Consider the following 13,312-nt stretch of genomic DNA (forward strand, 5'->3'; position numbering starts at 1 on the left):
TGAGTGAGGATCTATGTGGGGTTTAAATTTAAGAAAGTCTCTCGCGTCTTCTCTATGTGCGAGTTCATTTCTTTATTCTAATTCAATTTCAGCAAAGAACCTCGGTGATAATTTTGAGCTATACGGAAAAATTTCAATGGCGGCCATTGGCCAAGCCGGAGCTCAGTCATTAAATAATAACTCTTCTCGATTTGGGTTTAAATATAAGAGAGATGACCTACTCGAGAAGTTCACCACTGGTCTTCGTGCTGAGTTTGGAATCAATACCAGCAATACGAGCCAAAATATACAGAGTATCCCGAACACAACGGGACGATTTCAAGTAGACAATACTAGCGACCGGCCCTTCTCAACGAGGCTTGCTTATCTTTGGATAGAGAGAGGAGATTTTAATGCAACTCTTGGGAAGAACTGGTCTGTCTGGTATGACGTTACAGAAATGACTGACATTTTTATGGTTACGGGAGCCTTCGCCTCCTCTACCTACACGGCCAACAGTGAAGTCATTGGGACATCACGCGGCGTCGATCTCTTAGAGGCCCGCTACAAACTTGGTGACTTTCACTTTGGTGCACAGACAAAATTTACTGGTGATGAAACCGCTGACTATGACTCTGATGGAGATGGTATTGACGATGCTATCCTTACCCTTGAGCACTCGATTGCTGCTTCTCTTCGCTATATCAAAAAGAATTTTAAAATTGGTCTCGCTGCCATAAATCTCAATTCAAATAATAATGGAATTGAACATGCTAAGCTGTCGGTAACTGCTGGTACTCAATACTATTTTGATCATCTCTTTCTTGCGGCAATTTACGGTGATACTAAAGATCTTGAACTCATTGATGGAAGATTTGTTACTTCTGAAAATATCGAGGCCATTCTTGGTTGGCGCTTTAATCTATATCACCAAGTTATGTTTGGTTATAATTGGCAAATTTCGGATGAAAAAGGACTCGATGATTATGAGATGTCTAAGATACTTGGTTCTTATATTTTCACTAACGGTCTTTATCAATTAGGAATGGAATTTGTTTTAGATGATAGCGTGGAAGCAAATGGAATGCGCCCAAAGAACCATCAGTTCATTTTAGGCGCAACCATGTATTTCTAATAGTTTTCTGGTGGTACTTTTTTGAATATGAAGGCCGGAATAACACTCGAAACAAGAGTGTAAATAACCAGACCTGAAATAATCTCTAATGGAACTTCAAAGCGCTCCTTAGCAATTTGGGCCATAACTAAACCAAAAATAAGAGTTGGCAGAAGTGAAACCGTAATCTCCTTACGATCTGGCCAGAAATCCTGCATAAAGAATTTCATATTCGAATATGTATTAAAGATTCTTAATGGAATGAAGATCCCCAAGAAGGCCAATCCAATATATAGTCCTTCCAGTGTGAACAGATCTTCAGTAAAGCCTACACCGGCCTTAAAGAAGTAAAATGGGATAAAGAATGAAAAGAACATCTGTAAGTTCTTTAAGATTTCTTCTGACTTTTCAGACTTACCAAAGTGCTTAAACTCAGTAGCAATAAAACCAACGATAAAGGCCCCAACAAGATAATATGTTCCAATCTTCTTTGTGATCACCCCACAAATTAGGGCAGTAAGAATTAAGAAGCCAACTTCTGAGTCTTTAGAATATGGAGCGATATATTTAAAAAATAATTTATATGCAAGTGGTAAAAGGACACAAAGTGCTACTAAAACTAAAGTTGAGCTCCCAAGGTTTGCTAAACTCTCCGACTGAAGAGTAATAAATAGAAGTAAAATAGCAGAAATTTCTTTAGAGATTGCTTTTGAACGAATCCAATACTCTTGCCTTTCACTAAAGCCATAATTTTTAAGTGAGTTTAATATAAAACCTGTTGAGGGAGTCATAATACCTAGAGCAATTAGAGTTGCAGCACGAAAACTAATTGAAAAGAAAAAGTGAATACCGAAGGCAACAATTAGTGTAATGGACATCATCTGAGTTACACCAAGAAGTAATTCTTTCCAATTTTGTTTTAGTTCAGCATATTCTACTTCGAAACCAGCAAAGAGAAATAATGATGTAATACCTAAGCGAGAAAGCATCAGAAGAAAGTCATCTCCTTGAAACCATCCAAGACCAAGCCCTGCTCCAATTCCTAAGAAGATAGAAGAAATACCGATAGGAATTTGAAAGCGAAGTAATAGCTTTGGCAGGATTAGAAGAATTGTAAATAGTAGTAGGTATTGCACTTCCGTATTTTGCAAATGAATCATTATTGTCTCTCCATGTATTCAACGTATGAACCGGGGAAGATGCGAACTTCCCCCTTATCCACTTCATAAACATTTTCAGCTAATTCACTTAGAAAGTGTCTATCGTGGGATACAAACATCACGGTTCCCTCATATCTCTTTAGTGCATCTAGAAGAACTTCTCTCGATTTAATATCAAGGTGGTTTGTCGGCTCATCTAGAACTAAGAAATTATTATTTTGTGAAAGTAGTACGGCCATAACAAGTCGAGACTTCTCTCCACCAGATAAGTACTTAACTTTTTTATCAACATCCTGACCTCTAAATAAGAAGGCCGCAAGTAGGTTTCTAATATATCCATCACTTGCTGTTGGAAGATCTTTTCTAACTTCATCAAATACACTCGCTTCAGGATTTAGAACCTCAAGTGAGTACTGAGAAAAGTAGCCAATCTTAATACTAGGGCCAATGGCAACTGTTCCGCTCGTTGGCTCAGTATGGGCCGTAATACACTTTAAAAGTGTTGATTTACCTGCTCCATTTACACCGACAACAGCAATTTTATTTGTTCTCTTTACTGTTGTTGATAGGCCATGAAAAACTTCATGTGCACTTCCATCAGACAGTGGCCATGATTTTGAAAGGTCTTTGATGATAACAACATCATCCCCACCCCTTGGTGGCGTTGGGAATTGGAAGTTAATTGTTTCTTCTTCAGCAGGAACTTCAATACGGTCAATCTTTTCAAGTTTTTTTACACGTGATTGAACTTGAGCAGCGTGAGAAGCACGTGCCTTAAATTTTGCAATGAACTCTTCTTCTTTTGCTAGCATATCAGCTTGGCGAGAAGCTTGAGCAATTAATTGTTCACGACGAAGGTCTCTTTCTTTTTCGTAGAATTCATAGTTACCTGTGTAAGTCGTGATTCTTTTATGGGCGATTTCAACAATCTTATTACAAACATTATTCATGAAATCACGGTCGTGGGTCGTCATAAAGATCCCACCTTTGAAGTTCTTTAACCACTCCTCAAGCCATAGGATAGATTCCATATCAAGATAGTTGGTAGGCTCATCCATTAAAATAAGCTCAGGATTGATAACAAGAACACGGGCAAGAGCAATACGCATCTTCCATCCACCAGAGAAGTCTTCGATCATCTTATTGTGATCAGCTGGCATAATCCCTAGACCAGTTAGAACTTCTTCTGCTCTTGTTTCTAAATCGTATCCACCACGCTTTTCAAACTCTGACTGAACATCTCCCATTTTCATTAGGACGTCATTCATCTCGTCGTCACTCATATTAGCGCAGTCCACTAGCTTTTCTTCATACTCTTTAAGCTTGGCCCCAAGTTCAGAAATCTTTACGTCACCAGACATAACAACTTCCTTAGCAGTCTGACCTGCCATCTCCCCGACTTTTTGAGAGAAGTAGGCCCAACGAAGTTTATCAGGAAAAGAGACTTGTCCCTCATCAGGCTTCTCTTCACCAATAATCATACGAAATAGAGTTGTTTTTCCTGCACCGTTTGGACCAACAAGCCCAACTTTCTCACCTGGATTTATTTGAAAGGTTCCACCACTATATAGGGTTTCACTACTTTGAATTTTAGAAATATTGGAAACATTTAACATATGTGATAAATCCCACTCAACGTTTTATATTTACTTAGCTATTTAATCTGAATATACGAATTAGTTCAGTCTAGCATGGCACTTCTAAATCTGTCTTTAATATTCGACATTTTTAACGCATTTAATCGTTTGGAAATCAGCTATTTGGCCTTATAATTTCGCTATGACTTTAGATAATATATTCGTCGACACACAGGGTGATATTAAGAAATCGGTATATGTAATATTTGTGCTGATTTTGTTTTATTTAACAAATCATATCTTTTCTTTCATTTTAAAGAAGACAAGCAGTATTAATATTGAAACCAAAAGACGCTACGTCGTTAATACAAATATTTCATTAACGATTATCTTCGTTTTTATTACCCTCTATATCTATTCAACGGAGCTAAGAAACCTCGCCTTCTCTCTTGCGGCGCTAATGGTTGCTATCGTTCTAATTACTAAAGAGTTATCACTGAATATCATGGGCGGTATTTATAAAACATTCTCAGGTGGATTTATTATTGGAGATACCATTGAAATCGAAGAAAAGCGTGGAAGTGTTATTGATCGCGATCTTTTCACAACGACACTTTTGGAAGTTGGGCCAAATAAGACATCCCATAATTACACTGGACGCTCGATTATCATTCCGAATTCGATCTTTTTAACAAATCGAGTGACCAATGAATCCTTTCTAAAGAGTTTCGTACTCCATACATTCAAAGTAATCCTTTCTCCAGATTGTGACTGGGAAAAGGCGGAAAAAATCTTACTTGAAAGATCAGAGTTCTATTGTTCGGAATACTTTGAACAGGCACAGGTTGTTCTAAATAAGCTCTTTACGAAGTCACACCTTGAGACACCAATTCTTAAGCCTCGTGTCCAAATCAATTTTACAAGTAAAGACGAAATCGAGCTAAATGTGCGAATTACCGCTCCAGCAAGGACAAAAGGTTCCGTGGAACAGAAAATTCTTAAAGATTTCTTACGTGAATTCTATAAGTAAGTATCTGGTATCAAACGAACAATACAATGTGAAATGAAAAGGGTGTCATTTTCAAGTTTGGCTTCTTTTCAATCAAGTCTTCTGATGGAAAAAGATACAAAAAAGCCTTCATTACGAAGGCTTTTATATTTTAATTAAGATTTTTAATTAATTCTTTAAACTCTTCACCAATGCGAATCTCAAGTTTCTTATCTGACTCATTAAACTCTTTCACAATGGCATCAGTCGTTGTTAAACGGAATGCAAAAACAGGAAGTTTCTTACTCTTAAATTCCTTATCCATACTTTTCATATGCTTTAGGCGATCATCTAAGAAGAAGACTGCTTTGTATTTTTTTTCAAGACCAGGACGATTAATTAAATGATTTAGCATTTGCCCTTTGTTAAGCCCAGAAGTCATAAAAACACCATCCGCATAACGAACTTCTCTCCCGTAGAGCTTCGTAATAAATGGAAGTCTTGGAGCATTGGCCTTCTTTAAATCAATACCACTCTTATTAAGCTCGCGAATTGTTGCAGGATAATTAACAGGGCCTCTTGAAGTAATTGAAGCAACGCCGTAGCCAGACTCTTGTAGCTTTTCAATTAGTCTTGGAATTTCTTTTTCAACTAGAATCATGTCAGAAATAAAAGTTGCCTTATAAGAATAATCTAAGAGTCCACTAACTGACTTAGCAATACAGTGAACAGGACAGCCTTTCTTTATTTGATCATTCTGCCAACCATACCATTGGTCACTCCCAAAACTCGTTTTGAATCTTAGAAGAGTGTTATCAATATCGTAAACAACAAGGACATCGCTTGTTTTAAGTTTATTCTTCTTCGTATACTCAACTATCTTCTTGTAGAAATTCGTATGGGAAGAGATCTCTTGATATGAAAGTGCACTGAATGTGATCAGAATTGAAATAAATAACTTCATCTTGTCTCCTTTTCTTGACCAGCAAGCATACCAGTATCGGAGGCAAAATAAAAGCCTTCCATGACGGAAGGCTTTACGTGACTTTATATACAGAAAGTATGTTTATATTAAGTGATTAAGACGCCATATCGTCGTAGTCCATCCACGCATCGTTTGGATCGAGGATTTCCATATCTTTATGTGGCATCTTCTTCTTATTAAGCATCTTCTCTTTCTTCTTCTGTACCTGCTTTTCAATCTTAGCAACAACAAGATCAATGGTCTTATATAGGCTATCAGAGTGAGCTTTTGCATGATAGTCAAACTTAGGTCCAATTACTTCGACCTCAGCGTAATGCTCGCGACCATCCCTTACTTCGCAACTCCATTTCAGATGAAGATTTCCATCAAGGTACTTGGCAATTTTAGCTGATTTCTCTTGGATTCTCTCATCAAGTGCTGGCGTATGCTCAAGGTGTCTAAAACTTACTGTTACTTTCATAAAATACGTTCTCCTCTATGTGTATAGTATCTTGGATAAACCTATCGGCAGTTTCTCCAAAATATCGAGCTATTTTACTTTTCTTTTTGATGACGACAAAATCCCAAGCATTTCTCTATACTTAGCGACTGTACGTCTCGCAACCTTCACATCTTCTTGGCTCAAAAGGTCGGCAATCTTCTGATCCGATAAAGGCTTCTTCTCATTTTCATTGTCGATAAGTTCTTTAATTTTTAGTTTAAGAACTTCACCTGCAACGTCGATTCCACCTTTGTCTCCACCAATTCCTGCATTGAAAAAATACTTTAATTCAAACAGGCCAATTGGCGTGTGCATATACTTATTTGAAGTAGCACGAGAAACTGTGGACTCGTGAACTCCCAGCTCATTAGCAACATCTTTAAGAACCATCGGCTTTAAAAATTTCGGTCCCTTCTTAAAAAATTGCTGCTGCTTTTTCACAATTGATTTTGCCACAAGATCAATTGTTCGCTGTCTCTTATTTATAGACTTTATTAGCCATAAAGCCGACTTAAGTTTTTCTTCTACGAATTCTTTAGCTTCTTTATTTTTCAGGGATTCTGCTTGATTAAGCATATCCTGATACATTTTAGAAATTCTTAATCTTGGTACACCGTCGTCATTAACCTGAACAACGAACTCTCCTCCAACTTCAACAACAAAAACATCAGGAGTTACATAGTGAGTATCTCCACCACCAACTAGGCGACCTGGCTTTGGATGAAAATTATGAAGTAGTTTTGCTGTTTCAATGATCTGCTCTTCAGACACACCCGTATCGGCAATGATCTTTTTAAAGTCTCTATTCTTTAGGTTCGTTAAATGGAAACGAATTAGCTTTTCTAACAGCGGTGAACGCTCTTCTGCAATTCTTGCTTGCGCTAAAAGACAGTCAACAAGGTCTTGAGCACCACATCCAACAGGATCGAGGCGTTGAACAACTTCTAAAATATCAAGACAGTGCTCACGCTCTAATTTTGTTTTTTCGATTAGTTCATCAAATGGACATGAAAGATAACCATCATCATTAATATTTCCAATGATCTCAATGGCAAAATCAATTTCAATATCACTGAAAGCTTCCATACGAAGCTGCCACTCGAGATGTTCCGCAAGGGACTCTCCCTTGGAAACCATATTTTCGTAATTAGGCATATCATCAGGACTCAGAGATGGAGCGGCCATATTTGGCTCATAAGTAGTCGAGTTATAACTATCAACATACTTTTGCCAATCCATATCGTCGCCACTACTCATCATGGCCTCTTCTTTAAAATCATCGGCCTTGGCTTCTTTTGTTTGACTTTCTAATTTATCGAGTTTGTAATCACTTTCACCTGGTGAAAACTCTTCCAGCATTGGGTTTTCCACCATCTCCTTAGCGATAACATCTGTCATTTCTAAATGGCTTAATGTCAGTAGTTTAATCGCCTGCTGAAGCTGCGGCGTCATCACGAGCTGTTGAGTTTGACTGAGATTCTGCGAAAGTTTTGTGGCCATATTGGTTCCTTATTTCTTAGTAACCAGACCAGCTTATTTGCTTAGGTCTAGCTACATTCTAAATTCTTCACCAAGATAGAACTTCCTTGCTCTTTCATTGTTTACAATTTCATCCGGTGTCCCACTTACAAGTAATTCTCCACTACTCATAATAAACGCTCGATCAACTACTCCTAATGTTTCCCTTACGTTGTGGTCGGTGATCAGTACACCGATATTCCTTCTCTTTAGGCTGTTAATAACATTTTGAATGTCATTAACTGCTAATGGGTCAACTCCAGCAAAAGGCTCATCGAGAAGAACAAACTTAGGCTCTAGGGCCAGTGTTCGTGCAATCTCAACTCTTCTTCTTTCACCACCGGAAAGAGCTGAACCAAGAGATTTTCTAATATGTCCAAGTCCAAAATCTGCTATCAAGTTATCAAGAAGTGTCTTCTTCTTGGCCCTTGGTAAGTCTCGGTTTTCTAGAACCGAAAAGATATTGGCCTCAACCGTTAAATCTCTAAAGATGCTGGCCTCTTGCGGAAGATAGCCGACACCCTTTAATGCCCTAATATGAATTGGCTCTTCAGTTAAGTCTTCGCCAGATAAATCAATCTTTCCTTCATCTGCCTTAACCAACCCTACCATCATATAAAACGATGTTGTCTTACCAGCACCGTTTGGGCCGAGTAGTCCTACAACTTCTCCTTGCTTAACATCGATGCTTACGCCTTTAACGACTTCTCTGCCGCCGTAGACTTTCTTTAAACCATGAGCTGATAATTGTGCGATTTCTTCAACCATGCTGCTATTACCTTATTTTAAAGTTCGTATTAGCATCATCAACTTCTATGGCCTCGATGTCACGCCTAAGAACAATTGTGTTTCCTTTTAAAACGTCTTTCTTTTGATAAACTCTTGGAAGGCCAAGCAGAACGATTTTATCCTCTGCCATATACCCTTCAAGCCTCTCACTGAAAGCCTTTCTTTTAAAAGGAACTTGCCCCTTAGGAGAAACAGTTTCCTCAATGACCACATCGTCATAAAGTGCATAATACTTGAGTTTTTTATTGTAGTTATCTAGATAGATTTCGCCATTTCGGGCACTTGCATGTAGTTGAGATTTCTGAAATTTTACATTTCCACTCATGTTGGCATTGCGATTGCTCTTATCAACAACAATTGAGTCTGCAAAAAACTTCACTGAGTCCTCATAGGCCCTCACTCTCTGCACCCTTCCCTCAACATTTCCATCGTAAGTACCAATCTCAGACACAAGGTTATAGCTTAGCTCATCTGCATTAACTGCAACTTCATAAGCAGAATCAAAGTCTTTTGAAATTGACTGGGCCTTGCCGCGAAAATTTACGATTTGAGAGTTATCAGAATAATTCATGCTCTCAGACTTGATACTCATATTACGATTTCTAAGAACGACCTTCCCTCTTAGAGAAAGGTACTTTTCTTTTGCATTTAAAACACCAGTATAAGCATCGTAGTACATTGGATCTGCTTGGTGGTCATTGATAAGAACACCATTTGGTTCTGTAAGGATAAGCACGTCTGTTGTTAAGTTTTGTGAAACCTCTGCGGCCTCCAAATGGTAGCGCGCATCTTTGTCTGTCATTTTAAAGTATTTCACATTCTTAAAATACGAGTAGATATCTTGGTTCAAAAGATCTGTCATCGACTGGTCGAATTCATCTTCTTCGTAACGAGTAAAGAGACCAAAAAATGTAGATGAGACGATGCCAATGAGAAATAACCAAATTGACAGACGTTGTCCAACGCTTAGCAAAAAGAGCTTCCTTCAGTTTATGTAAATAATCAGCTATTTACGTCCTTCTATTTTACGACAAATAAGTGCGTCATGCCAATTGTAAGTATTGAAGTCTTTTCCATTGGTGGCGCATTTGGTAGAGTTAATCGCTCAAGAATACACAACACTTAAGGGAATCAATAACATGACTTTAGAGATTGAAAAAATCGTTGCCGAAGGCGTTAAGCTTACACCAATGATGACCCAATATCACGAGATAAAAGTTCAGTATCGTCACCACATGCTGATGTTTCGCATGGGCGACTTTTACGAAGTTTTCTTTGAAGATGCCATTAACGCTTCAAAGATTTTAAATATTGCTCTCACTCACAGAGGAAAGCTTGGTGAACACAAAATTCCAATGGCAGGAATTCCTCATCACGCGGCCGCGACTTATATTGATCGCTTCTCTAGCGAGGGCCTGAAGGTTGCAATTTGCGAACAAGTTGAAAATCCAAAAGAAGCAAAAGGTATTGTTAAAAGAGCGGTAACTCAAGTTGTCTCTCCGGGGATGCCATACGATCTTGATAAGACCGACTCAAAAGAAGACCAATTCATTATCGCGTGTAATGAAGTAAATGGCCGTTTTGAAATCGTTGCCATTGATTTCACAACAGGGTTTTTCAAAGGTTTTATCCTAGATAGCTTCGAAGACTTTATTGAAAAGATTCGTGTTCTTCACCCTAAAGAGTTCATTACTTACTTAGGCCAGTGGGACAAATACGAAAGTGTGACAACTCTTAATGAGCACAATGGAACACTGGTTACTCACCTTTCTAAAGAGTATTTTGATGAAAAGTATTCAAGTGTTTATCTTGAGAAACTAATTCCAACATATAAACGTGATCAACTATTAAAAGAGAATGAAACAGTTCTTAGTCCAATTGGTGCGCTTTCTTATTATATTTGTTCAACACAAAACCACGAAGAGTTCACTCACCTTCACGCCTTCAGTCTTTCAGATCGCACAGGTGCTATGAAAGTAACAATCCCAACTCTTACAGGACTTGAGATTCTTCCAAAGTCACGTGAAACATACAAGGACTCACTTCTTGGATTCATGGACAAGACAAAAACTTCAATGGGATCAAGAAAACTTAAAACAGTTTTCACAAGTCCATTAACAGATAAGAAAGAAATTAAAAATCGTCTCGATACAATTGAGTTCTTTTTAAAGAATGATGATCTTTTACAAGACACTCGTGAAGCACTTAATAATGTTCGAGACCTTGAAAGAATCTTAGCAAAGGCCGCAACAAATCGCGCCAATGCTGGAGACCTTCTTAATATTGCAAGTGCCGTTGATGTTTTTGAAGAGTTAATAAACTCACTTCATAAACTTCCGACAGATGTTTTTACAGACCTAGAAGAAGACGCAAAGAAAAAGCTATTCTCTCTACGTGATGAAATAAAAAAGACTATCAATGACGAAATTGGTGCCAACCTTGATAAAGGAAATTTAATCAAAGAAGGTGCAAACGAAACTCGTGATCATCTTGCAAAGATGTCACAAAATACGGCCCAGGCCCTAGTCGAACTTGAGAATCGCTACCGAGAGGAAACAGGGATTCAAAAGCTTCGTATCAAATCGAATAACGTCGCTGGCTACTTTATTGAAGTTTCAAAAACTCATACTGATAAGGTTCCAGAAAACTTTATTCGCAGGCAAACTCTAGTAAACTCTGAAAGGTATGCTACTGAAGAGCTAACTCAATTTGAAAAAGAAGTTGTCGTTGCTCGTGAAAAGCTTGAAAAACTTGAAAGAGAAATCTTTAAAGGTCTTATTAAGCAAATTACAAACCTTAGCCTGGCCATTCAAACACTAGCAAATATCTTATCGGCAACAGATACTCTTCAATCCCTAGCTTGGATTGCTCGTAACGAAGAATTCTCAAGACCAACAATTTCAGATAAGTCTCGTGACATGGATATTCGAGGTGCATGGCACCCGCTAATTAAAGCGGCCATTAAGGATCAGTTTATTCCACACGATCTAAAGCTTAATGACGAAACATACTTTGGTCTGATCACGGGTCCCAACATGGCCGGTAAGACAACAGTTATGCGTGAAATTGCCATCATTCAACTTCTTACTCAAATTGGCTCATACGTACCTGCTGAAAATGCCAGAGTCAGTATTTGTGACTTCCTATTTAGTCGTCTTGGTGCAAGTGATGATATCTTAAAGGGTCAATCGACTTTCATGGTTGAGATGGCCGAAACAGCTGAGATCTTAAGACATGCTACCGATAAATCTCTTATCATTCTTGATGAAGTTGGTCGTGGAACTTCAACTTATGATGGCCTCTCAATCGCATGGGCACTGGTTGAGCACTTTATTGAAAACACAAAAGCACTTTGTCTCTTTGCCACTCACTACCATGAGTTAATTGATTTAGCGGATCGCTATCCTCAGGCAAAGAACCTGACAGTAGAAACACAGAACCACAGAGGAAATGTAAAATTCCTATATCGCCTTGTTGAGCAAGCCGCTTCACAATCATTTGGTATTTACGTTGCCAAACTTGCAGGGCTACCTCCAACTGTTCTTAAACGTTCACAATCAATTCTTAAAAGCATGGAAAAAGAATCAAGCGTATCTCAAGCGTTACTTGATAGTGACCATAGCGAACAATTAGACTTCTTCAGTGTGCAAACACCTGCAGAAATACCTGAGTACTTAAAACAAGTTGAAGATCACTTATCAAAAGTTGATATCAACAACTTAACTCCGATTCAGGCCTTAAATAAGCTAAATGAATTAGTTGATCAAATTACTTTAAACTAGAAATAATTTCCAAGGGCGCTTTCTTAAGCGCCTTTTTTTTAATCTCCCCTGTTCATGCCGATAAATACTGTATGAGCACGAATAATAAGCTATCTGAAATTTACGACTACTATAAAAAAAGCAAAGCAGCTAAGAAGGTTCGACAAGACCGTCTTAGAAAGAGATTCTATGCTTTCATCCTAGATATCTACATTGTTGTATTCGCAAATAAGGCCCTAACTTTTATTTGGCTATCATTTGTAAATAATTTCATTTCAAATATTTCAACTTCACCAAAAGTTTCATCGATGGCCTTTCAAAGTCAAACGACTCAGCTATCACTTGCCATCATGTTCTTTAGCTATTTCTTCTTTTCTTACTACTTAGGAAATGGACAGACTTTAGGAAAGGCATTCTTCAAGCTAAAAGTTGTGAGGTCACACGCTGTAACTGAACCACTTAGCGCTCTTGATTGCTTTGGCCGTTCAATTGGTTATGTTTTCGCTAACCTTCTTTTCTTCTTGCCACTTGTGATCAATTTCTTAAGACACGATCAAAAAGGTGTTCAAGATTTCATCTCACAAACTCATGTAATCAGCACTGAAGAGTTCGCTTATGCACTTGCTGAAATCCAAGCTGAAGCTGAACCTCTCGAAGAAGTCGAACAAATCAGCCTATTCAGTTAGGGGCGCGAGCAGTTAGGGGCGCGGGTACCAATCGAGAATTCCAGTACTTAATTAACTATTTTTGTTAAAATTCACTGATTTTTAAGAGAATCACTCCATAAAGCGACTCTTTGAAGCTAATTCATTAAAATTTTCATGAAAAAGTGCAAATTAGATACGATTTTCTCTTCTATGTATTTGAATTCTCGATTGGTACCCGGCTGAGGTCAATTTTCCAGTGCAACTCCGGTAATTTGATAAATGAACACCCTTGTTCTAATAAATAATTGCCAAA

11 protein-coding genes are annotated in these 13,312 nt (G+C 38.1%); 4 read left to right on the forward strand and 7 right to left on the reverse strand.

The window, feature by feature from the left end; translation table 11 throughout:
• The first annotated feature begins 13 nt into the window (after positions 1–13).
• On the forward strand, positions 14–1,114 hold the full coding sequence (locus tag ABMA76_RS15155; protein ID WP_392911219.1) for a porin: 1,101 nt from the start codon (positions 14–16) through the stop codon (positions 1,112–1,114).
• Here the strand turns inward: ABMA76_RS15155 and ABMA76_RS15160 are convergent.
• Together ABMA76_RS15160 and ABMA76_RS15165 are read right to left on the reverse strand one after the other, a co-directional pair.
• Positions 1,111–2,253, reverse strand: a complete 1,143-nt coding sequence (locus ABMA76_RS15160; protein ID WP_392911217.1) for a cation:proton antiporter — start codon at positions 2,251–2,253, stop codon at positions 1,111–1,113. The two genes, ABMA76_RS15155 and ABMA76_RS15160, sit on opposite strands and share 4 nt — an antisense overlap.
• Positions 2,253–3,869, reverse strand: coding sequence for an ABC-F family ATP-binding cassette domain-containing protein (locus tag ABMA76_RS15165; protein ID WP_392911215.1), 1,617 nt, complete (start codon positions 3,867–3,869; stop codon positions 2,253–2,255). The genes ABMA76_RS15160 and ABMA76_RS15165 overlap by 1 nt, the downstream gene beginning before the upstream one ends.
• A 163-nt stretch (positions 3,870–4,032) precedes the next feature.
• Here ABMA76_RS15165 and ABMA76_RS15170 point away from each other — a divergent pair, with 163 nt between their 5' ends.
• Positions 4,033–4,860 carry a mechanosensitive ion channel domain-containing protein gene (locus ABMA76_RS15170; RefSeq protein ID WP_392911213.1) on the forward strand — a complete coding sequence of 276 codons (828 nt, stop codon included), beginning with the start codon at positions 4,033–4,035 and terminating at the stop codon, positions 4,858–4,860.
• Positions 4,861–4,990: 130 nt separating this feature from the next.
• On the opposite strand, the gene ABMA76_RS15175 is transcribed toward ABMA76_RS15170, so the two are convergent.
• The 5 genes from ABMA76_RS15175 to ABMA76_RS15195 form a co-directional block, all read right to left on the reverse strand.
• Positions 4,991–5,782 (reverse strand): DUF2608 domain-containing protein, encoded by a 792-nt coding sequence (locus tag ABMA76_RS15175; RefSeq protein ID WP_392911211.1) that lies wholly within the window; start codon positions 5,780–5,782, stop codon positions 4,991–4,993.
• Between the two features lie 115 nt (positions 5,783–5,897).
• Positions 5,898–6,263: a ribosome hibernation-promoting factor, HPF/YfiA family gene (gene hpf, locus ABMA76_RS15180; protein WP_021266419.1), complete on the reverse strand. Its 366-nt coding sequence runs from the start codon at positions 6,261–6,263 to the stop codon at positions 5,898–5,900.
• A 69-nt stretch (positions 6,264–6,332) separates the two neighbouring features.
• Positions 6,333–7,784 (reverse strand): RNA polymerase factor sigma-54, encoded by a 1,452-nt coding sequence (gene rpoN / locus ABMA76_RS15185; protein ID WP_392911209.1) that lies wholly within the window; start codon positions 7,782–7,784, stop codon positions 6,333–6,335.
• A 51-nt stretch (positions 7,785–7,835) separates the two neighbouring features.
• Positions 7,836–8,570, reverse strand: a complete 735-nt coding sequence (gene lptB / locus ABMA76_RS15190; protein ID WP_392911207.1) for an LPS export ABC transporter ATP-binding protein — start codon at positions 8,568–8,570, stop codon at positions 7,836–7,838.
• Between the two features lie 7 nt (positions 8,571–8,577).
• Positions 8,578–9,564, reverse strand: a complete 987-nt coding sequence (locus tag ABMA76_RS15195) for an LptA/OstA family protein (protein ID WP_392911205.1) — start codon at positions 9,562–9,564, stop codon at positions 8,578–8,580.
• 115 nt (positions 9,565–9,679) lie between these two features.
• Here ABMA76_RS15195 and mutS point away from each other — a divergent pair, with 115 nt between their 5' ends.
• A complete protein-coding gene (mutS, locus tag ABMA76_RS15200; RefSeq protein WP_392911203.1) occupies positions 9,680–12,373 on the forward strand; it encodes a DNA mismatch repair protein MutS in 2,694 nt (897 codons plus the stop codon).
• 71 nt (positions 12,374–12,444) lie between these two features.
• Positions 12,445–13,038, forward strand: coding sequence for an RDD family protein (locus ABMA76_RS15205; RefSeq protein WP_392911201.1), 594 nt, complete (start codon positions 12,445–12,447; stop codon positions 13,036–13,038).
• Positions 13,039–13,312 lie beyond the last annotated feature (274 nt).

The sequence above is a fragment of the Halobacteriovorax sp. ZH5_bin.2 genome (assembly GCF_043196375.1).
Lineage (GTDB): Bacteria > Bdellovibrionota > Bacteriovoracia > Bacteriovoracales > Bacteriovoracaceae > Halobacteriovorax_A.

Coding starts and splice junctions, on each gene's coding strand:
- ABMA76_RS15155 (WP_392911219.1), top strand. CDS start 14: ATGTGGGGTTTAAATTTAAGAAAGTCTCTCGCGTCTTCTCTATGTGCG.
- ABMA76_RS15160 (WP_392911217.1), bottom strand. CDS start 2,253: ATGATTCATTTGCAAAATACGGAAGTGCAATACCTACTACTATTTACA.
- ABMA76_RS15165 (WP_392911215.1), bottom strand. CDS start 3,869: ATGTTAAATGTTTCCAATATTTCTAAAATTCAAAGTAGTGAAACCCTA.
- ABMA76_RS15170 (WP_392911213.1), top strand. CDS start 4,033: ATGACTTTAGATAATATATTCGTCGACACACAGGGTGATATTAAGAAA.
- ABMA76_RS15175 (WP_392911211.1), bottom strand. CDS start 5,782: ATGAAGTTATTTATTTCAATTCTGATCACATTCAGTGCACTTTCATAT.
- hpf (WP_021266419.1), bottom strand. CDS start 6,263: ATGAAAGTAACAGTAAGTTTTAGACACCTTGAGCATACGCCAGCACTT.
- rpoN (WP_392911209.1), bottom strand. CDS start 7,784: ATGGCCACAAAACTTTCGCAGAATCTCAGTCAAACTCAACAGCTCGTG.
- lptB (WP_392911207.1), bottom strand. CDS start 8,570: ATGGTTGAAGAAATCGCACAATTATCAGCTCATGGTTTAAAGAAAGTC.
- ABMA76_RS15205 (WP_392911201.1), top strand. CDS start 12,445: ATGAGCACGAATAATAAGCTATCTGAAATTTACGACTACTATAAAAAA.